19 protein-coding genes, 1 tRNA gene and 3 pseudogenes are annotated in these 20,213 nt (G+C 56.3%); 9 read left to right on the top strand and 14 right to left on the bottom strand.

Translation table 11 applies throughout. The annotated features are described in order from the left end of the window. Positions 1–41: 41 nt before the first annotated feature. Together RHM55_RS04655 and RHM55_RS04650 are read right to left on the bottom strand one after the other, a co-directional pair. On the bottom strand, positions 42–734 hold the full coding sequence (locus RHM55_RS04655) for a crotonase/enoyl-CoA hydratase family protein (RefSeq protein WP_322179761.1): 693 nt from the start codon (positions 732–734) through the stop codon (positions 42–44). A gap of 194 nt (positions 735–928) precedes the next feature. Next, positions 929–1,222: a DUF6388 family protein gene (locus RHM55_RS04650; RefSeq protein ID WP_322179759.1), complete on the bottom strand. Its 294-nt coding sequence runs from the start codon at positions 1,220–1,222 to the stop codon at positions 929–931. Between the two features lie 227 nt (positions 1,223–1,449). Here RHM55_RS04650 and RHM55_RS04645 point away from each other — a divergent pair, with 227 nt between their 5' ends. Continuing rightward, positions 1,450–1,944: a hypothetical protein gene (locus RHM55_RS04645; RefSeq protein WP_322179757.1), complete on the top strand. Its 495-nt coding sequence runs from the start codon at positions 1,450–1,452 to the stop codon at positions 1,942–1,944. A 176-nt stretch (positions 1,945–2,120) separates the two neighbouring features. On the opposite strand, the gene RHM55_RS04640 is transcribed toward RHM55_RS04645, so the two are convergent. From RHM55_RS04640 to RHM55_RS25830, 8 genes and pseudogenes are all read right to left on the bottom strand, one after another. Then, a complete protein-coding gene (locus tag RHM55_RS04640) occupies positions 2,121–2,543 on the bottom strand; it encodes a hypothetical protein (protein WP_322179755.1) in 423 nt (140 codons plus the stop codon). A gap of 556 nt (positions 2,544–3,099) precedes the next feature. Further along, on the bottom strand, positions 3,100–3,330 hold the full coding sequence (locus RHM55_RS04635) for a hypothetical protein (protein WP_322179753.1): 231 nt from the start codon (positions 3,328–3,330) through the stop codon (positions 3,100–3,102). 219 nt (positions 3,331–3,549) lie between these two features. Further along, entirely contained in the window at positions 3,550–4,314 is a 765-nt protein-coding gene (locus tag RHM55_RS04630; RefSeq protein ID WP_322179751.1) for an ABC transporter ATP-binding protein, read from the bottom strand. A gap of 56 nt (positions 4,315–4,370) precedes the next feature. Then, positions 4,371–5,081 carry an ABC transporter permease gene (locus RHM55_RS04625; RefSeq protein ID WP_322179749.1) on the bottom strand — a complete coding sequence of 237 codons (711 nt, stop codon included), beginning with the start codon at positions 5,079–5,081 and terminating at the stop codon, positions 4,371–4,373. After that, the gene (locus RHM55_RS04620) at positions 5,078–5,806 is read right to left on the bottom strand and encodes an ABC transporter permease (protein WP_322179747.1); all 729 of its coding nucleotides are present in this window, start codon (positions 5,804–5,806) and stop codon (positions 5,078–5,080) included. Before RHM55_RS04620 ends, RHM55_RS04625 begins: the two co-directional genes overlap by 4 nt. Positions 5,807–5,862: 56 nt before the next feature. Continuing rightward, complete coding sequence (locus RHM55_RS04615; RefSeq protein ID WP_322179745.1) at positions 5,863–6,645, bottom strand: transporter substrate-binding domain-containing protein; 783 nt, start codon at positions 6,643–6,645, stop codon at positions 5,863–5,865. An 814-nt stretch (positions 6,646–7,459) separates the two neighbouring features. Beyond that, complete coding sequence (locus RHM55_RS25835) at positions 7,460–7,822, bottom strand: CZB domain-containing protein (RefSeq protein ID WP_407074668.1); 363 nt, start codon at positions 7,820–7,822, stop codon at positions 7,460–7,462. A gap of 36 nt (positions 7,823–7,858) precedes the next feature. Further along, a pseudogene (locus RHM55_RS25830) lies at positions 7,859–8,131 on the bottom strand (methyl-accepting chemotaxis protein); the annotation flags it as partial. A gap of 519 nt (positions 8,132–8,650) precedes the next feature. On the opposite strand from RHM55_RS25830, the gene RHM55_RS04605 reads away from it, so the two are divergent. After that, positions 8,651–8,932, top strand: coding sequence for a hypothetical protein (locus tag RHM55_RS04605; protein ID WP_322179740.1), 282 nt, complete (start codon positions 8,651–8,653; stop codon positions 8,930–8,932). Between the two features lie 109 nt (positions 8,933–9,041). Here RHM55_RS04605 and RHM55_RS04600 read toward each other — a convergent pair. Both RHM55_RS04600 and RHM55_RS04595 read right to left on the bottom strand, forming a co-directional pair. Beyond that, a tRNA-Ser gene (locus RHM55_RS04600) sits at positions 9,042–9,131 on the bottom strand. A 199-nt stretch (positions 9,132–9,330) separates the two neighbouring features. After that, positions 9,331–10,080 carry a 3-oxoacyl-ACP reductase family protein gene (locus RHM55_RS04595; protein WP_322179738.1) on the bottom strand — a complete coding sequence of 250 codons (750 nt, stop codon included), beginning with the start codon at positions 10,078–10,080 and terminating at the stop codon, positions 9,331–9,333. 117 nt (positions 10,081–10,197) lie between these two features. Here RHM55_RS04595 and RHM55_RS04590 point away from each other — a divergent pair. From RHM55_RS04590 to RHM55_RS04565, 6 genes and pseudogenes are all read left to right on the top strand, one after another. Beyond that, positions 10,198–11,120: pseudogene (locus RHM55_RS04590) on the top strand (LysR family transcriptional regulator). Between the two features lie 29 nt (positions 11,121–11,149). Then, positions 11,150–11,443 (top strand): annotated as a pseudogene (locus tag RHM55_RS04585) (isochorismatase family protein); the annotation flags it as partial. Positions 11,444–11,592: 149 nt separating this feature from the next. After that, the gene (zapE, locus tag RHM55_RS04580; protein WP_322179736.1) at positions 11,593–12,717 is read left to right on the top strand and encodes a cell division protein ZapE; all 1,125 of its coding nucleotides are present in this window, start codon (positions 11,593–11,595) and stop codon (positions 12,715–12,717) included. Between the two features lie 157 nt (positions 12,718–12,874). Next, complete coding sequence (locus RHM55_RS04575) at positions 12,875–14,212, top strand: aromatic acid/H+ symport family MFS transporter (protein WP_322179734.1); 1,338 nt, start codon at positions 12,875–12,877, stop codon at positions 14,210–14,212. A 58-nt stretch (positions 14,213–14,270) separates the two neighbouring features. Further along, the gene (locus RHM55_RS04570) at positions 14,271–15,479 is read left to right on the top strand and encodes a benzoate/H(+) symporter BenE family transporter (protein WP_322179731.1); all 1,209 of its coding nucleotides are present in this window, start codon (positions 14,271–14,273) and stop codon (positions 15,477–15,479) included. Positions 15,480–15,614: 135 nt separating this feature from the next. Next, positions 15,615–16,895 (top strand): OprD family porin, encoded by a 1,281-nt coding sequence (locus tag RHM55_RS04565; RefSeq protein ID WP_322179729.1) that lies wholly within the window; start codon positions 15,615–15,617, stop codon positions 16,893–16,895. Between the two features lie 46 nt (positions 16,896–16,941). On the opposite strand, the gene rarD is transcribed toward RHM55_RS04565, so the two are convergent. Continuing rightward, positions 16,942–17,826, bottom strand: a complete 885-nt coding sequence (rarD, locus tag RHM55_RS04560) for an EamA family transporter RarD (protein ID WP_322179726.1) — start codon at positions 17,824–17,826, stop codon at positions 16,942–16,944. 232 nt (positions 17,827–18,058) lie between these two features. On the opposite strand from rarD, the gene RHM55_RS04555 reads away from it, so the two are divergent. Beyond that, a complete protein-coding gene (locus tag RHM55_RS04555) occupies positions 18,059–19,210 on the top strand; it encodes an MFS transporter (protein ID WP_322179724.1) in 1,152 nt (383 codons plus the stop codon). A gap of 11 nt (positions 19,211–19,221) precedes the next feature. Here RHM55_RS04555 and RHM55_RS04550 read toward each other — a convergent pair whose 3' ends face one another. After that, positions 19,222–20,187: a LysR family transcriptional regulator gene (locus RHM55_RS04550; protein ID WP_322179722.1), complete on the bottom strand. Its 966-nt coding sequence runs from the start codon at positions 20,185–20,187 to the stop codon at positions 19,222–19,224. Between the last annotated feature and the right edge of the window lie 26 nt (positions 20,188–20,213).

The raw sequence follows: 20,213 nt of genomic DNA, 5'->3' as shown, positions 1-20,213 counted from the left end.
AAGACCTGGCAAAGAATCAGGCTTTTTCAACCGATTAAAGATCAAATCACGGAGTGTTGCTGATCCAGCACGATGGACTGGTCGAGCGCCTCAAGCAGCGCCTTGCGCACTTTCAGCTTGGTGTTCTTGTGCGCCACCATATTGAGTTTCTTCAATTGCAAGGCCGCTGTGCGTGCGGCGCTTTGCAGTTCTTCGGCGCTGACAACCTTGTCGAGAAAACCTGCATCCAGAGCGCCTTTAGGGTTGAACATCTCGGCGTTGATCACCGACCGATGGAAGGCCGATTTGCTCAGGCGATCACGCGCCAATTCGATCCCGGCATGGTGCATGGTCATGCCAATCTGTACTTCGTTCAAGCCGATGCTGAACGGACCGTCCACGCCAATCCGGTAATCTACCGACAAGAGCAAAAATGCGCCTTTGGCCACTGCGTGCCCAGGGCAGGCAACCACCACCGGGAAAGGGTGCGCTAAAAGCCGCCGTGCCAGGCTCGAACCGGCCGTGACCAGGCTGATTGCATTCTCAGGACCGGACGTCATCACCTTGAGGTCATAACCACCCGAAAGAATCCCCGGTTGCCCGGTAATGATCACCACCGCGCGATCCTGTTCGGCCTGATCCAGCGCCGAGTTGAACGCTACGATCACCTCCGGGGAAATAGCATTGACCTTGCCATTGCTCAAGGTCAGCGTGGCAATACCGTCTTCCAGGTGATACGAGATCAGATCACTCATGACGCGATTCCTTGTGTTGAAGTGGGGCAGACGTTACCCACCCGCGACGCCAAGGTAAAGCGCTATGGATGACTGGTGAGTCAGGATTTTAGCCGGCCTCAGCCTTGAATCACTGGATAAAGCGGGCTGCCGCAACGGTCGGTCGTGCACGTGCGGCAACACATTTTTTCAACGGCGGATCACCTTGAGGCTTATCACTCCTCGATATCGTTCAGCTCGCAGTACTCTGCCCAGTTCATACCGAGTGTCTCGGCGACTTGTTTATGGGCTTCAAGACGCATCGTCTTAAGTTGTTCGGGCGACTCGGCAACCAGTTGCAACGCCAACTCCCAGGGCTCGATACCTTGAGACTCCGCCTCATCCTCGAAGGCCCAGTGGGTCTGCTGCTTTTGCTCCTCGGGGCTCAGGTTTTCGATCTCTGCCTGCAAGAAAGAATTGTCAGCGAGAAATTTCGCCAGCGCGACTTCGTTCCACTCTAATGCGTTCATGCTTCGTCTCCTCTGGCAGATTAACGTCGAGCTATGCGACAACCGGCGCTAGGTTACACCGGAAACGAGTCTCGGTCGTCGTACGGAGTGAGGATCAACTTCCTAACCGTGGATCCCGATCCATGTTCACTTCTTGGCCTAGTATTGGAATGGACGGGCAGCGTCCGAGCCTGCGACGAGTGTGGGGTTTGAGGGCGGTTGCCGGGTTGATACAAGGAAGGTGCACAGTGAGCGTTCAAGCAGCTCCGGAGGTTGCCATGAGATACCTGTCGATACCCGAAGAACACTGGGCCACAGTCACATCGGCCGTGGAAGAGTCAGCCCAGCTAAAAAAATATGCTGTCAGGTTGACGGCGAGGCTGAAGGCGCTTTTCGAGGACGAGCACTCCAGGCAAACACTGGGGGTGACCTTCGAAACTCTTGGGGATGGCACTGCCTGGCATATCGAGTCGCCGTTCGGCGTAGCCAGAGCCCATTTCAGGGTATTCACCCGTGAAACCGGGTTGTACGGAAAGTATGTGATTCAAAAGCTGAACAACGACCCTAGAGATGAACCGTTTTGGCATCAAGTGTGGGCACTGCGTATCACACTGCAAGGCCTGGTCCATCCCGGGGATGAAGGGGGTGAACTGATCAGTCTGAGGGCTTCGCTTTCAAACCGGTCAGACGACGCAATCCTGCATTTGGGGCTTTCACTGCTCTATTCGTTGGGGCAGGAATAGCGCCAAAAAAGGCTGGCCTGCTCATCATCAGGCCTTTCTGTCAGGTTCCGCCTCGCCCTCGTCGGTGGGTGCTTTAGGGCTATACGCCGGGGCAGAATGAAAAAGCCCGGCGCTGGGCCGGGCTATAGCGAGCGTGTCGACAGATCAGGCGTCGCGCGCAATCAATCAAAAGCGACTCAGTCGTGTTTATGCTTGTTGCGTTTGTGGCCGTGCCTCTTCCCGTCGGATCGATTATTACCACCGTCATCGGCCATGTTGTTACCAAGGGCTCCGCCCGCTGCACCACCAAGGCCTGCACCGATGGTTGATCCGGTCGTGCCGCCTAGCTTGTTGCCGATTATCGAGCCACCCGCCGAACCAATACCACCGCCAATGGCCGCTTCGGTTTTGTTGCCTCTTTTAGCGCCTACAGCACTGCCTGCAGCGCCGCCGACACCTGCTCCAACCGCCGCCCCGGTGCTTCCGCCCATCTGTTGACCGATGACATTTCCAAGCGCGCCGCCAAGCCCGCCACCAATAGCAGCAGTGCCATCTCCGGCAGCCATGACACCTTGAGCAGCAAGAAGCCCTAAAACTAGTACGGGCAGCGTCAATCGCATGATTTCAACCTCAAAAGATAGGTACAACGTTGTGGGTTAGTGCAGTGGGCAAACAATGAAAAAGCCCGGCGCTGAGCCGGACTAGATGACGAGGTAATATACGGTGTCTCATGCAGTGTTTTAACACGATACAGGGTCGGCGGGTCCTCCACTGTCTCTATCCACATCGTCCTCTGTTCGACGCATACAGGTTATTTGCAGGAATGAAACTTATTTGAACAAAGTTGAACGGTTAGAGAGAGACTGATGCATGATGAGTATCATTCAAACGGGTTGCCATCATGACCACGCGAGCCTTCATAAGGATGTTGATGGTTTTGGGAGTGTTTTGGCTGGGCCTGGTGTGGAGCATGGTCGCTTGGCTGTCTACGTCGGAACAGGGAGATATCTCCTGGAGCGTGTTGAGTGCCCACCACGGAGTGAAGCAATCTGAAACTCGCATTTCCCCTAAGCGGTCTTGATGCATTCCACTGGCGTGTAAGGAGCGCGAGCCTGGCTGATGGGCAGAATACGCATAAAAGTGTGGCAGCCGTCATCCGTCCACGGACAGGAAAGTCTATTTCAACCCAGCCATTTTCCGGTCACCGGCCTGACTGAACAGCGTTTCCAACTGATCGATATCCTCTGGCTGCATTGCCTTGAGGCAGACGATACCCAGTACAAAGCCTTCAGCGATCCCTCCCGCCATTGTCGCATCGATAATTCCAGTCGACTGCTCAATGCGCGCGATGATATCGGCGGCTTGAGTTTTGATCGATAGAGGAATGTTCATTTCTTCGAGAGTCATGGGTGGCCTCCTGTATAGAAGGCTGAGCCTAGCAAATTTGATTGGGTGTTGGTCGAATGGCGAAAGAAAGGTTTTGATGGGGGACATGGACCGCCTGGAAGCGAAGTCCAGAATGATAACGCCAACTACCAAAGTAATCAGTGACCCTTTGATCAAGTCCTTGATCAGCCCTTTGAGCAACGTGCTAGTCGCTCAAAGGTAGTGTGCGGAGGGTGGGGCTTACTTCAGATTGCCGCTGAGAAACTGCCGCAGCCGCTCGCTTTGGGGATTGCCCAGTACGTCCTCGGGTGCTCCCTGTTCTTCGACCAGCCCTTGATGCAGAAACAGCACCTGATTTGACACTTTACGAGCGAAGCTCATTTCGTGGGTGACCATGATCATGGTACGGCCTTCTTCGGCCAGCCCCTGAATGACCTTCAGTACTTCGCCAACCAATTCCGGGTCGAGTGCCGAGGTCGGTTCGTCGAACAGCATGACCTCCGGTTCCATGGACAAGGCCCGGGCGATGGCGACGCGCTGTTGCTGACCTCCAGAGAGAAACGCGGGATATTGATCGGCGACACGGGATGGCAGACCGACTTTGTCGAGATAGCGTCGAGCCCGATCCTCTGCATCCTTCTTGCTGACCCCCAGCACTCGGCGCGGGGCCATGGTGATGTTCTCCAGCACAGTCATGTGGCTCCACAGATTAAAGTGCTGGAACACCATCGCCAGGCGGGTGCGGATTCGTTGCAGTTCTGCGTCGTCGGCTACGCGCATGCCGTGTCGATCACTGATCATGCGAATCTGCTGGTCGTCCAGGCTCATGCTGCCGCTGTTGGGTGTTTCGAGAAAGTTGATGCACCGTAGAAACGTGCTCTTACCCGAACCGCTCGCGCCGATCAGGCTGATCACATCGCCGGTTTTGGCTTTCAGCGACACGCCTTTGAGTACTTCGTGGCTGCCGTAACTTTTATGCAGGCCGTCAATGGTCAGTTTGTACATGTGTGCAAGCATCCTCAAGAGGGAAGTAGATAGCCGCTGCGCGTGCAGTTGACGTCCTAGTGAGCCGGGCCAAGAAACGCCAGCCATCGGTGTTCTGCCAAGCGGAACAAACCGACCAGTGCAAAGGTGACGCTCAAGTAGATGAGCGCGGCAATTCCGAACGATTGGAAGGTCAAAAAGGTCGCCGAATTGGCGTCTCGTGCAATTTTCAAAATATCCGGGATGGTCGCGGTAAAGGCCACGGTGGTCGAATGCAGCATCAGAATCACTTCATTGCTGTAGTACGGCAACGAGCGGCGCAGTGCCGACGGCATGATCACATAGGCATACAGCTTCCAGCCGGTCAGACCATAGGCCTTTGCCGCTTCGACTTCACCGTGGGCCATGCTGCGGATTGCCCCGGCGAAAATTTCCGTTGTGTAGGCGCAGGTGTTCAGGGCAAAGGCGAGAATGGTGCAGTTCATCGCATCGCGAAAGAACGCATCGAGCACCGGTTGAGCGCGAACTGCGGCGATGCTATAGATCCCCGTATAGCAAATCAGCAGTTGGATATACAGCGGCGTACCGCGAAATAGATAGGTATAGAACTGGACCGGCCAGCGTACCCATACATGGGTTGAAACCCGGGCAATCGACAGCGGGATCGACACCAGAAAGCCGATGAAGATCGAGGCGCTGAGTAGCCACAAAGTCATGGCCAGCCCGGTGATGTGATAACCGTCGTTGTAAAGGAACGGTTTCCAGTATTCCTGTAGAAGATCGATCATCGTACCGCCTCCCTGGAGCCTGCGGCATAACGGTATTCCAGCCTGCGCAGGACATAGTTCGAAGCGCTGGTAATCAGCAGATAGATCAAGGCGGCGAGTACCAGAAAGTAGAACAGTTGATAGGTGCTTTTGCCGGCATCCTGGGCAGCCTTGACCAGATCGGCCAAGCCGATGATCGAGACCAGTGCGGTGGCTTTGAGAATCACCATCCAGTTATTGCCGATGCCGGGCAGGGCGAAGCGCATCATTTGCGGGAACACCACGAAGCGGAAGCGCTGGCTGCGGCTCAAGCCATAGGCCGTTGCAGCTTCCATCTGCCCACGAGGCACGGCGAGGATCGCGCCGCGAAAGGTCTCGGTGAAATAAGCGCCGTAGATGAACCCCAGGGTAATGATCCCGGCGCTGAATGAATCAATCTCGATATAGTCCCAGTCCAGCGCCACGGTGAGGTTGCTCAGCCAGGTTTGCAGGCTGTAGAAAATCAGCAGCATCAGGACCAGATCCGGCACCCCACGAATCAGCGTGGTGTAGAGCTGCGCTGGAATGCGCAGCAGGGACGAACTGGACAGCTTGGCACTGGCGCCGATCAGACCGAGTAGAACGCTCAACAGTAGCGACAGTATCGATAGTTTGATGGTCATCCAGGTGCCTTCCAGTAACAGCGGGCCAAAGCCTTTAAGGCTGAAAGCTGAAAGTCCCAGAATATGTAATAGGTTTTCGAACATTGGTCAGGCCCTTGGCAAGCAAAAAAGCGCCCATCTTGAGGATGGGCGCCGGGGCATTATTTGCCGCTGTAGAGATTCATGTCGCCAAAGTGTTTTTTCTGGATCTCGGCATATTTGCCATCATCGTGTAATGCCTTGATACCTTTATCCAGCAGTGTCTTGAGGTCTTTGTTACCTTTCGAGATGCCGATTGCGGTTTTTGCTGGCAGCAGTGGATCGTTGATGGGTTTGCTGACTTCGAAACCAGCACCGGCTGGCGATTTCAAAAAGCCCAGTTCCGCCTGCAGCATGTCTTGCACGGCAGCATCGAGACGGCCAGACGTCAGGTCAGCATAAACCTGGTCCTGGTTCGCATAGGCCTGGGTTGTTACACCCGCCTTGTCCAATACAGCCTTGGCGTAGGCTTCCTGAATGGTGCCTTGCTCATAGCCAACCTTCTTGCCTTTGAGGGTTGCAGGGTCGGCCGTTACGCCCGCGCCTTTCTTGAACACCAGTGCAGTCGGGCCAGAGAACAGTTCCTCGGAGAAGTCGATAACCTTCATCCGCGCATCTGTTACGGTCATCGACGAGATAACGCCGTCGAATTTGTTGGCTTTCAGGCCCGGAATCATGCCGTCGAAATCGCTTTCGACCCATTTGCACTTGACCTTCAGTTCGGCGCAGATCGCATTGCCCAGATCGATATCAAAGCCCACCAGGCTGCCATCAGCGGCTTTGGACTCGAAAGGCGCATAAGACGGATCGACGCCGAAGCGCAATTCCTTGTACTCCTTGGCCAGCGCAGAACCGGCGGCGATGCATAAAGCCAGTGCAGAAAGGGTCAGCAATGCTTTTTTCATTATTCATTTCCTAAAATCAATATGAGCGCTTGTGACGCATAAGTACTGTTGCGGGAACGCGTATGACGCTATGAACGTAGAAATTTCCGAACCGAATCCCCGAGCAAGGGCTTTAAGCAAACCTGTGTGTCGGCCCTTCTGGCGCTTACGCGTCTGAACACATGCTTACTTGTACGTACAAGCCTATGCAATCGAACGGCCAACTCGTTGATTGGGCGTTCAAGAAAGTTCTAAAAATAACTGGAGGCTGTCTAGATCAACGTTTTTTAGACGGTATAAAACTTATCGAAGGTTTTTGAAATGCGCTTGCGGCTGTTACCGAGGCAGGGTTTTAGCCCAGGCTGGGGCGTCCGGTAACAATTTGAAATGAGCGAGTGCGGTCGGGAAAGACCCCAGGTTGAACCGCTCCTTTGCTCGCGCCGCAATGGTGCTTACCGACGTGTTCAAGCGCTCAACTCAACAGTCAAAAAACTGAGTTGAAGCGTTTTGTCGTGAGGGGGGAGGGGATTGTGTTCAGTAGGCGGGTCGTTACGCGTGAGCGCCAGTAGCAAACCGGGTATGAGCGGGAGTTGATGTCGGCAGTGACGACTGATCAATGACGCCCTCTGGCGTGAGTGGATCGCATTGATATGCTTTTTGCGTCCGAAGGTATGACCCTGACTCTGCTCCGTTTCGCTGCATAACGCCTCAAACCCCGATCACGTAAGGGTTTGAGGTTTGCCCGCGGCTGTCTCGACACCGAATGGTTCTGGCAACGTTTATGCCCCATTCAACTTTTGATCAAGCCGAAGGAGGCGTATTGGCCCTGGGCTTATCAACCTTGATGCGAGCCAAGCTCGGTTAGCAGACGATTGACCACCACGCTTGATTTTTCCATTTCGCTTACGGCACGTAGTACACCGCTCCAGTCATTTTGCTCTGCAGCGCGAATTGCCTCATGGGCTGACTCATGGACGATGCGATGAGGTCCTTGAAGTTGCTGGTAGCCGCGGTGGTGACCGTACTGAGTTTCGGTTGCTCTGCTCTGGTACCACTGTCCCAGGCGACAGCTGGTGTGGTCGGATATCTTGATGTCTCTGTCTTGTTGAAACAGGTGCTGATAGACGTCGAGCTTAAAGAGTTGATGATCGAGCTTAACCGCTTCACAGAACGACTCCAAGGCTATGTCCTTGATCATCTTGCTCATGTGGTCGCCAAGTATCACCATCTCATCAAGCGTTTCTGCGGAGCGTGAGACATCTGCAGAAAGACGAGTCGCCTCTGTGGACAAGACATTGATAGATTGGCTGGCGATATCGGTTTCCTGGTTAATGCTACCTACCAGTTGCCTGATTTCCTGGGTGGCCTTATGAGTGCTCTGGGCCAGTGCCCGCACTTCATCGGCCACCACGGCGAATCCACGGCCGGCTTCGCCCGCACGTGCAGCTTCAATCGCGGCGTTGAGAGCCAAGAGGTTGGTTTGATCAGAAATAGCCTTGATCAGCTCGACGATACGGCTGATATCACCGACTCGTTGCTTCAATAGCTCGACGCTGCTTACACTTTTAACGCCTGAATCCGCCATGTTGCCCAGGGAGGACGAGAATCCAGTGAGCAAGGTCGAGGTTTCTTGAAATACATTGCTGTGCTGCTGGAGATTATCAACTTCACGGCTGAGCATCTGGCTCTGAGATACCACATCATCTCGAATCTGCGAAAGCGACGACTTGAAATGGCCCAGCTTTCCATGCAACTCATGCTGGTAGTCGTTCAAACTATCGAGACTGGCTTGCGCTTGGTTAGCGTGCGACTTTTCAGTACGTAGAGTTTCAGCATCCCGCTGTATTTCAAATTTTTCCTGCTTCAAGCTTGCCACTTCGAGCTCTAGGCTGTCACAGCGAAGACGCCACTTTTTGTTGAACATGATATTGAGGTGCTCCGCGGGAGTAGTGAGTTCTGCTGCTGACGAGGCAACGCTCTGCGCATATCAGGTATGCGATTTATTATTAGCCTTGTGGTATGCATTATGCCATTACGTGAAGGACATGTGCTGATCACAGGTATTGATCGATCGGTAGAACAGCGTATCGGCGATAAAAAGGAATTGAGGGTAGCAATCACTATGTTCCAACTTACTGAGTCTAGAACTGTTCTAAACAAAGTTGAACGATTTGGTCGGGAATTCTGCATGCCGAATATCACCCTGCTGGATTATCGTCATGATCGTTCGAATCTTTATAGGCGTGTTGATAGTGGATTGTGTTCGGTCGGCAGGACGCAGAGGGAGGGTGGCTATAGCGGTGCGTAACGGTATGGAAAGAGCCGTTTTGGTCCTAAAATGGTCCTAAATGCATATGCCAGAAACTAAAAACCCCCGAAAACGTCAATGTTTTCAGGGGTTTATAGTGTTTCTAATATGGCGGTGAGGGAGGGATTCGAACCCTCGATACAATTTCTTGTATACACACTTTCCAGGCGTGCTCCTTAAGCCTCTCGGACACCTCACCGTATCTCGTCAAACCATTCAGTCTGTCGAGGCGCGCTAATGTAGTCGAAACCTTTGACGAAGGCAAAAGTTTTTTTCAGAATTTTCATGTGCTTAAGCAAATTATGCGGTCATCGGCAAAGTGATCGGTACAGATAGGAGTCGGCTCCGGCGTCTGTTCGAAGTCCGTGGCCGAGTCCAGGGCTGTCCTTCAACAGGCATCAGGCGCCGAAGCCGCCGTCGATGGTCAGGCTTGCGCCAGTGATGTAACCGGCTTCCGGGCCTGCCAGGTAGGCGACGAAGCTGGCGATTTCTTCGGCTTTGCCGTAGCGACCTACTGCGATCAGGGGGATCAGTGAGTCTGCAAAGTCACCTTCGGCCGGGTTCATGTCGGTGTCGACCGGGCCAGGCTGGACGTTGTTGATGGTGATGCCGCGCGGGCCAAGGTCGCGGGCCAGGCCTTTGGTCAGACCGACCAGCGCCGCTTTGCTCATGGCATATGGGCCGCCACCGCCGAAGGGCATGCGGTCGGCGTTGGTGCTGCCGATGTTGATGATGCGACCGCCTTCCTTCATGTGCCGTGCGGCTTCCTGGGAGGCGATGAACACACTGCGCACGTTGATGGTCAGGGTTTTGTCGAAGTCTTCGAGGCTGAAGTCTTCCAGTGGCGCGATGGCCAGAACGCCTGCGTTGTTGACCAGAATGTCCAGTTGGCCAAAGGTGTCGACGGTGGTTTTCACGGCACGACGAATCGCTTCGGCATCCGCGCTGTCGGCCTGGATGGCCAGCGCTTTACCGCCTTTGGCGGTGATGCTGTCTTGCAGTTCCCAGGCTTTGGCGTGCGAGCTGACATAGGTGAAGGCTACCGCAGCGCCTTGTTCTGCCAGACGTTTGACAATGGCTGCGCCGATGCCGCGAGAGCCGCCTTGAATAAGGGCCACTTTGTGAGTGAGGTTCGCTTGAGGGGTCATGCTGTTCTCCAAAGTTTCAGTGGGTAGGACATTGGTGGCCAGTATCAACGGCTGATTGCATCCTGAGTAGCGGGTAGTTGCGCTAGTCTGTGTAAACCAAAAGTTTAGAGTGGTGACATGGAAAGCTTCAGCAGCATCGAGTGTTGCGTCCGCAGTGCTGAGGTCGGCAGTTTCGCCGAAGCTGCGCGCCGTTTGAGTCTGACGCCAGCAGCGGTGGGCAAGAGTGTCGCCAAGCTGGAATCCCGACTCGGTGTTCGGCTGTTCCAGCGCAGTACTCGTCGGCTGACCCTCACGGAAGCCGGTCAGCGCTTCCTTGGTGAGGTTAGCGCAAGCCTCAATACCATTCAGAATGCCGTCGCTAATCTGGCCAGCGTCGAGGGGCAGCCGGCAGGTACGCTCAAGGTCAGCATGGGCACGGTCTTTGGTCGCCTCTATATCGTGCCCTTGCTGGGTGAATTCCTGCGGCGCTTTCCGGCGATCACGCCAGACTGGCACTTCGATAATCGTCAGGTGGACTTGATTGGCCAAGGCTTCGACGCGGCCATCGGTGGTGGCTTCGATCTGCCTCAAGGTGTGGTCGCGCGCAGGCTCGCACCGGCGCATCGGGTGTTGGTCGCGTCGCCAGCGTACCTGGCTGAACATCCAGCCCTGGTCAATCCGCAAGACTTGCAAGGGTGCGCGGGGATTTTGATTCGTTCGCCGCAGACGGGACGTGTACGTTCCTGGCCGCTGACTAATCGGGCGCAGGAACACAGCCGCTGAACTTGACACTGCGCATGACCATGAGCGATTCGGAAGCGGCCTGCGCCGCTGCTGAACAAAGTTTGGGCATCGCGCTGGTGAGCATGCCTTTCGCTGCGCCGTATTTGCGCGACGGCACCTTGCTGCGAGTGTTGCCAGAGTGGTACGTCGATGACGGCAACATCTCGCTGTACTACAGCGAACATAAGCTGCTGCCTGGGGAAACCCGGGCTTTTGTCGATTTTGTAATCGAGCAGTTTGCTCAACAGAAACTGGCGCAGGTGTTTAGCGCCCTATGACGGGACCCACTAATGAATATTCATGCCAAGCGTTTTGCACGACACCACTGGAAAGCTGGCTGCGTGCCGATTCCATAACGCAGGCGGTGGTTGTTGGCGTAGCGACTAACAACTCAGTGGAGTCGACCGCGCGCAGTGGCGGCAATCTGGGGTTCGAGGTACTGGTGCCTCACGATGCTTGTTTTACGTTTGATCAGACCGACTTCTTTGGCGCTCCGCATGCGGCACAGGAGGTGCACGCGATGTCGTTGAGCAACCTGCATGACGAGTATGCGACGGTGCTGTCGACTGCTGAAATTCTCACAGGGATAAGTCGGGCCTGATGAGGCGGGCACTCACGAATGCGGAATATCGGGATACCAAGAGCGAGGCGAGCGTTGCGTTTTATGCAAATATGACGGGCGCGAAAAGGTCAGTCGAAGACCTGAGAAGGCGATTCGGGAATTTAATAATTGGACGGTAATTTTTCTTGATGAATGTCGTGTCCCCACTGGAGGCCTATCAACAGGCCATTGATGAGCAAGGATTCAAGCCTGATGCGGCGCAATTGAAGGCCGTTCGGTTGTTACAGGAATGCTACGTGGCGCTGCATGAGAGTAAGCACCAATCGCCAATCAAGGGTGTTTACCTGTGGGGCCCGGTAGGACGAGGCAAGACCTGGTTGATGGACCGCTTTTACGAGAGCTTGAAAGTGCCGGCCCGACGCCAGCATTTCCATCACTTCATGCGTTGGGTGCATATTCGGCTGTTCCAGCTGACTGGCACGGCCAATCCATTGAGAGCCTTGGCCCGCGAGCTAAGTCAGGAAGTGCGGGTGCTGTGCTTCGATGAACTGTTTGTCAGTGACATCGGCGACGCGATCATTCTGGGTGGCTTGCTGCAGGTGATGTTCGAGGAAGGCGTGGTACTGGTGTCCACCTCCAATCAACCGCCGGAGCAGTTGTATGCCGATGGCTTCAACCGTCAACGGTTGGTTCCGGCCATCGACGCGATCAACCGTGAAATGACGGTGGTGAGCGTCGACGGTGGTGAAGATCACCGCCTGCATCCGGGGCAATTGCATCAGCGTTATTGGCTCAGCCAGCCGGATCAGCCGAGCGTTCTGGGTGACGTGTTCAAACGCCTGAGCGCGGGCCATGCCATGTCGAGCGAGCCGGTCGCGTTTGGCCGTCGTAGCGTGAATGTGGTGCAGCACAGCGAGAAGGTGCTGTGGTGCCGTTACGCCGACGTCTGTGAACAGCCGCTGGCAGCGATGGATTTCATTGAATTGTGTGATCGATTCTCGGTCATTCTGATCAGCGACGTGCCTGCGCTGAGCGCCAAACAGCGCGAAGGAAAAATTGCCCGAGGGACCGAAGACGCGGCGGTGCAGGTCGCCGCCGGTGACCGGGAGCTGCCGCAGCTGTCGGTGCATGACGACGGTGTGCGGCGCTTCATCGCGCTGGTCGACGAATGCTATGACCGTCGCGTGCCGCTGTATGTCGAAGCGCAGGTGCCGCTTGAGCAGTTGTACACCGAGGGTTATCTGGCCTTTGCCTTCCGCCGCACCCTGAGTCGCCTTCAGGAAATGCAGCTGGAGCGGTTCGCCCCCTTATGATCGGTGCACCATCTGATCGCCCTATTGCTATCCATATCGTGCATGACTCAACCGTTCAGCACGAAACGGATAGAGGTCTGCACTAAACGGATATTGCGCAGACCGCTGGATTTCTAACCTTGGCAGGCCTTGATAAAAACAATAAAAGAGTCCCGCCATGCGAAAAATAGACGTCCACACCCTGGTCGACGAGGCCAGGTTCAATCGCTTTCATTGGTTGGTGCTGTTCTGGTGCGCCTTGATCATTATTTTCGACGGTTACGATCTGGTGATCTACGGCGTGGTATTGCCGGTGTTGATGGTCGAGTGGGGGCTGACACCCTTGCAAGCTGGTGCGCTGGGAAGCTATGCGCTGTTCGGCATGATGTTCGGTGCGCTGTTCTTTGGTCCGCTTTCGGACAAGATCGGACGCAAGAAAGTCATCGCCATCTGCGTCACGCTGTTCAGCGGTTTCACCGTCCTTAACGGCTTTGTCACTAACCCCACCGAATTTGGCATCTGCCGCTTTATTGCTGGCCTTGGCATCGGCGGAGTCATGCCCAATGTCGTGGCATTGATGAGCGAATACGCACCGAAAAAAATCCGTAGCACGCTGGTGGCGATCATGTTCAGCGGCTACTCGGTGGGCGGCATGTTGTCCGCTGGTCTGGGCATCGTGTTGTTGCCGCGTTTTGGTTGGCAGTCGGTGTTTTTCGTCGCTGCGATTCCGCTGCTGCTATTGCCGTTGATTCTCTGGTTTTTGCCGGAATCGGTGGGCTTCATGGTCCGCGAGGGACGCAGGCAGCAGGTCGTCCACGTGCTGCAACGCATTGAGCCGGGTTACACGGCCCAGCCCGATGATCAGTATCAGATGGCTGCGATAAAGGCTGACGGCGCCCCGGTGTTGCAACTGTTTCGCGAAGGACGGGCCATCAGCACGCTGATGCTGTGGGTCGCCTTTTTCTGCTGTCTGTTGATGGTTTACGCGCTCAACTCCTGGTTGCCGAAGCTGATGACCAGCGCCGGTTATGGCCTGGGCTCAAGCCTGATGTTTTTGCTGGTACTGAACTTCGGCGCGATATTCGGCGCGGTCGGCGGCGGTTGGCTGGGCGACAAATTCAACCTGCAGCGCGTGTTGGTGGTGTTCTTCGCCATCGCCTCGGTGTCCATCAGCCTGTTGGGGTTCAACAGTCCGGGATGGATGCTCTACAGCCTGATCGCGATTGCCGGTGCGACCACTATCGGTTCGCAGATTTTGCTGTACGCCATGGGTGCGCAGTTCTACGCGCTGGCGATCCGCTCCACCGGATTGGGTTGGGCTTCGGGCGTGGGGCGCAGCGGTGCCATCGTCGGCCCGATTCTAGGCGGCGCACTGTTCGGTATAGGTCTTCCGTTGCACTACAACTTCATGGCTTTCGCTGTGCCGGGCGCCGTGGCAGCGCTGGCGATGTGCTTCGTCTATCGGCGCAAGGTATCGCCGGTAGTCGCGCCGGTTGAGGTCCAGGTTCGGTCCTGATCGTGTGCTGGAGCTGCGTATTGCCCGAGCCATCACTTTTTATCGAGCAACGGAAACCATGAAAACACTGATCAAAGACTTCTCCCTGTCCGCTGCCGTCGCCGGTTTTATCGCGACGATCATTTCCTATGCAGGGCCATTGGTAATCATCTTCCAGGCGGCGAAAAGCGCAGGTCTGCCTGCCGATGTGCTGTCGTCCTGGGTTTGGGCGATTTCCATCGGCAGCGGTGTGTTGGGCATTTACTTGAGCTTGCGCTTCAGGGTTCCGGTGGTGATCGCCTGGTCGGCGCCCGGCTCGGCGTTGTTGGTGGCGCTGTTGCCGGGCATCAGTCTGAATGAGGCGGTGGGGGCGTATATCGTCTCCAGCCTGATCATTCTGCTGGTGGGTGTGTCCGGCGCGTTTGACCGCATCGTTGGCAAACTGCCTGCGGCGATTTCGGCCGCGATGTTGGCGGGGATTCTGTTCAGTTTCGGCACCCAGCTGTTTGTGTCGATGAAGGACAAGCCGTTCATGGTGTTGGCGATGTTTGTCACCTATCTACTGTTCAGGCGTATGAAACCACGTTACGCGGTGTTGGCGGTGCTGGTTGTGGGCTGCGTGATCGCTGTGTCGGCCGGGGAGTTGAACAGCTCTGCGCTGGTGATCGATGTGGCGAAACCGCTGTGGATCAGTCCTGAGTTCAGTTGGCATGCGTTGCTCAATATCGCCTTGCCACTGGTGATGGTGGCGTTGACCGGGCAGTTCGTGCCGGGCATCGCCGTATTGCGCAACGACGGTTACCACACGCCTGCCAGCCCGATCATTGCCAGCTCGGCGCTGGGCACGTTGTTGCTGGCGCCATTCGGTTGCCACGGGCTGAACCTGGCAGCGATCACCGCGGCCATCTGCACGGGACGCGAGTCTCATGAAGACAAGAGCAAACGCTATGTCGCCGGGGTGATGGGCGGGGTGTTCTACCTGCTGCTGGGCATCTTCGGTGCGACCCTGGTGTCGATCTTCAGCGCCTTCCCCAAGGAACTGATCGCGGCACTGGCCGGGCTGGCGTTGTTTGCCGCTATCGCTGGCGCATTAGCCGGGTCCATGGCCGAACCCAAAGATCGCGAAGCAGCACTGATTACCTTCCTGGTCACGGCATCAGGCATGTCATTACTGGGGCTTTCGGCGGCGTTCTGGGGCTTGATCTTCGGGCTCTTGGCGCACCTGCTGCTGACCTTTGGGAGAGTGAAAAAAACGGGGGCGCTAGCGGCCTCGGTACAAGCAAGGTAGCAAGGTAAAAAAGGTACGGATCGGGAGCGTCCGTTACTCGCATCAATCCATCGATCTCTGACTGACTGTCGCGGTTTTTAAAACCCACGCCACGGTATAGGGATCGTTTGACCTAATAAAAACAAGAGTGACCCTATGAAAAACAGTGCAAGCGTCATCGGAATGATGGTGTCAGCGGCGGTGGCCGGTAGTTTTTGCGAAGTGGCGCGTGCAGACGAAAGTGCGCTCTTCAAGGATTCGACGGCAACCTTGCAGGCGCGTAACTACTACTTCAGCCGCGACTATTCGGGCATCGTGGGTCCTAACAAACAGTCCAAGGCTGAGGAATGGGCGCAGGGTTTCATTCTCAACATAAAATCCGGCTATACCGAAGGGCCCGTAGGTTTCGGGGTGGATGCCCTCGGTTTACTGGGGATCAAACTCGACAGCAGTCCAGATCGGGTCAAGACCGGTTTACTGCCCTTGCATACCGACGGCAGTTCCGCCGACGAGTATGGCTCTCTGGCCGGGGCACTGAAAATGAAAGTGGGCAAAACCGAACTGCGCGTGGGTGAACTGCAACCCAATCTGCCCGTGCTGGCGTTCAGCGATATCCGCTTGTTGCCGCCGACCTATCAGGGCGCCAGCGTGGTCTCCACTGATATTGAAGGTTTGACCCTCAATGCGGGTCAATTGCGCTCTACCAACTTGCGCGACTCCAGTAATGACCAACCGATGTACGCGTTGATCAATGACCCGATCAACCCACGGCGTATCGCCAATATCACCTCCGATCGTTTCAACTACGCGGGTGCTGATTACACCTTCAACGACAAGCGCACCACGGTCGGCATCTGGCAGGCGCAGCTCAAGGATATCTACCAGCAACGCTTCTACAACCTCAAACACATCGAGCCGTTCGGTAGCTGGAAACTGGGGGCGAATCTGGGCTTTTACGACGCTCAGGATGACGGCCAGAGCAAAGCAGGCAGCCTCGACAACCGCGCGTTTTACTCACTGATGTCCGCCGCCCACGGGGGGAATACTTTTTACGTTGGCTATCAGGCGATCAACGGCAAAGACGGCTTCCTGCGGATCGGCGACAACATCTCGCCGCTGGGTAACGAAGTACCGACCTATGAGTTCGCGGCTCCCAAAGAGCGCTCCTGGCAACTGCGCGACGAATACAACTTCGCCGCCATTGGCCTGCCGGGTCTGGTGGTTGGCGCGCGCTACCTCAAGGGCGATAACGTCAATACCGGGCGGGGCTTCGAAGGCAAGGATTGGGAGCGTGATCTGGACATTGGCTACGTGATCCAGAGCGGTCCCTTCAGGGATGTGGGTGTGCGCATTCGCAACGCGACAGCGCGCTCAAACTACCGCACTGACATCGACGAAAATCGGTTGATCCTGAGCTATACCATCAAGCTGTTCTGATCCGGACGTCGCTGTCGGAGTGCTGATGGGCTTCGGCAGTGACACCTCACGCGGCGTTTCTGCGGCGATGGGCCAGCAAGTGTTTGCTGCCTTCAAACACCAATACCAGCACGGCCACCCAGATCGGCAGGTACGTCAGCCATTCATCGCGGCCGATGCTTTCTCCCAGCAGCAAGGCAACGCCGACCAGAAGCACGGGTTCGACATAACTGAGCAGGCCGAACAGGCTGAAGGCCAGCAGGCGACTCGCGAGGATATAGCTGACCAATGCCGAGGCGCTGATCATGCCCAACAGTGGAATCAACAGGTACAGCCGTGGGTGTTCAGCGACGACGCTGGGGTCACCGTTGAGGATGAACCAGGTCGCGATGGGCAGCAGCAGGGCCATGTCGAACCACAGACCGCCGAGGTTATCGTTGCCCAACCGGCGCCGTAGCACGAAATACACCGGATAACCGAGGGCCACCAACAGGGTTTCCCAAGAGAAACTGCCGACTCGATATAACTCATTAGCGACCCCGACCAGAGCACAAAAGGCGGCTATTTTTTGCAAGCGTGACAGGTGCTCGCCGTAGGCGATTCGGCCGGTGACGATCATTGTCAGCGGCAAGAGAAAATACCCCAGTGACACTTCCAGGCTACGGCCGTGCAGCGGTGCCCACATGAAGAGCAGGAGCTGCGCACCGAGCAGCGTCGAAGACAGCAGCATGCCAATCAGCAGAGCCGGTTTTTGTCGCAGGCGTCGACCGATTTGGCAAACCAGCGGCCAATCACCACTGATCATCATGAACAGCGTTACGCAGGGCACGGTGAGCAGCATGCGCCAACCGAAGATCTCTTCACCGCTCAGAGGTGTCAGCAGCGAAGTATAGAAATACATGACCCCGAACAGGACAGAGGCCATAACCGACAGTACAACGCCTTTTGACACAATATCCTCGCGCAGCTTCAAGCTTTTATAGGGAGCTTGTTTGTGAAGGGCTCTCTGGTTTCAACCTTGAGAGAAGCGGCGCACAGTCTAGCTGATCCTTCATGGCAGGACAGGATGGACTCCGTTCAGTGTTCCTGTGAATCCGGAACGAAACATTTGGTTAGGCCGCGAGCTTTGTTAGGCTGCTGCGATTGCCCGGTTGAACCTGCCCGGGGTTATCGAAGGACGCCCCATGACGGCCATCAGCACCGCGGCACCGGTTATCCCGGGCCGAATGGAACAGTTTTCCACGCGTATCGGTTTTTTTATCGCCGGGTTCGGCATCGCAGCTTGGGCGCCGTTGGTGCCCTATGCCAAGGCGCGTGTCGGGCTGAATGACGGGACTCTTGGGTTGTTGCTCCTGTGTTTGGGTGTCGGCTCGATCATCGCCATGCCGCTGGCAGGGGCGCTAGCGGCGCGGTTCGGTTGTCGCAGTGTCTTGATCGTCTCCAGCGTATTGATCTGTCTGTGTCTGCCCTTGCTGGCGTCGGTCTCCAGCCTGTCGTTGCTGGTGGCGACGCTGTTCGTGTTTGGCGCCAGCATGGGCGCGCTGGACTGCACGGTGAACATTCAGGCGATCATCGTCGAGCGGGCCAGCGGCAAGACCATGATGTCGGGCTTTCATGGCTTGTTCAGTCTGGGAGGGATCATCGGTGCTGGTGGGGTCAGCGGCTTGCTCAGTGCGGGCGCTTCGCCGTTGATCGCGATGTGGGTGGTGGTTGCCTTTATGGTCATCGCCTTGCTCAGGGCCTCTCCGCATTTCCTTACCTATGGCAGTGAAAGCGATGGCCCGGCGTTTGCCGTGCCCCACGGCGTGGTGCTGTTTATCGGTTTGTTGTGCTTTACCGTATTTCTCACCGAAGGCGCGATGCTCGATTGGAGTGCGGTGTTCCTCAGTTCCTTGCGCAATGTCGATCCGTCTTATGCCGGGCTGGGCTATGCGGTGTTCGCGCTGACCATGACCCTCGGCCGTTTTTTTGGTGATGCCATCGTTCGTCGAGTCGGGGCCAATCGCGTCATTATTCTGGGTGGCCTGTGCGCAGCGCTGGGGTTGGCACTGTCCACACTGATTCCCACTTGGGAAGCAGCGCTGCTCGGTTACGCGCTGGTCGGTGCCGGTTGTTCCAACATTATTCCAGTGCTCTACAGTGCCGTCGGCCGACAAAAGGTCATGCCAGAAAACGTGGCCGTCCCGGCGATCACCACCTTGGGGTATGCCGGGATCCTTGCCGGTCCAGCGCTCATTGGCTTCATCGCCCACGCCAGCAGCCTGAGTCTGGCCTTTCTGATTGTCGCCGTGTTGCTGCTGGGTGTTTCGCTGAGTGGACGTATCTTGAAGGTATGAACCCCTAAGGTTCAGGGCCTTGGTGCCGTTGGCAACGAAGACGCCAGCAGATCACAGATCAATACATAGTGCGGAGCTTCCGAGGGCATCTGCGCTGCGAATTCGCCAACGACTTCCTGGGTCAGGCTGACGATGTCTTCAACCAGCTCCATGCCCGCGCCGGTGCGCCAACTGGCGACGATGTCCATGGCCGGCGGCAGGGGTACGTCATGGATCAGGGTCAGGACGCCCTGCGTCAGTTCTCCGCGTACCAGCGCTGCCGGCAATGCACCGATGCCGAAGCCGTCGCGCACCAGGCGGGTGATGGCGGAGGCCGAGTTCACGCAATTGATGCGCTGCGTCACGATGTTGGCCGTGTGCAGCATGTTCAGGATGTCCTGGTGCGGGCGAGAGTTCCGCGAAAAGGTCACGATACGCTCCAGCGACAGCTCTTCGAGCGAGGCGTAAGGCCGGTCATAGGCCGAGCCGGTCGGCACCACCCAATGCATCGGGTAGCGGGCCAGTACCGTGTTGCGCACCGAGTCGAAACGCAGCACGTCGGTCTGGAAAATAATGTCCTGATAACCCTTTTCCAGTTGCACGCACAGGTTACTGGCAGTGTCTGCGGTCAGTTCGATCTCCAGCGCCGGGTAACACTTCATCAGGCGTGTTACCAAAGGGCTGAGCCAGGTGTGTATCACCGTATCCATCGCCCCGATACGAATCCGGCCGCGTACCTGTCGCGGGTCCTTGATCGCGTCTTTCATGCTCTGCATCGTGTCCATGATGTGTTCGGCGTACTCCAGCACGCGCAAACCTTCGGTGGTCAGCGAAACCCCCTTGGAGTCACGAACGAACAGGCGCACACCCATTTCATCCTCCAGCGCGGCGATGCGGCTGGAAATAGACGCCTGGGTGCTGAACAGTTTCTCTGCCGTGAGCCTGAAGCTTTTCAGGCGGGCGACCCAGACGAAGGTTTCCAGAAATTTGAGATTCACTGAGTTGATTCCTTGCTGTTTAAGGT

Source organism: Pseudomonas sp. MH9.2 (genome assembly GCF_034353875.1).
GTDB lineage: Bacteria > Pseudomonadota > Gammaproteobacteria > Pseudomonadales > Pseudomonadaceae > Aquipseudomonas.
This window is presented reverse-complemented; position numbering and strand designations above follow the sequence as displayed.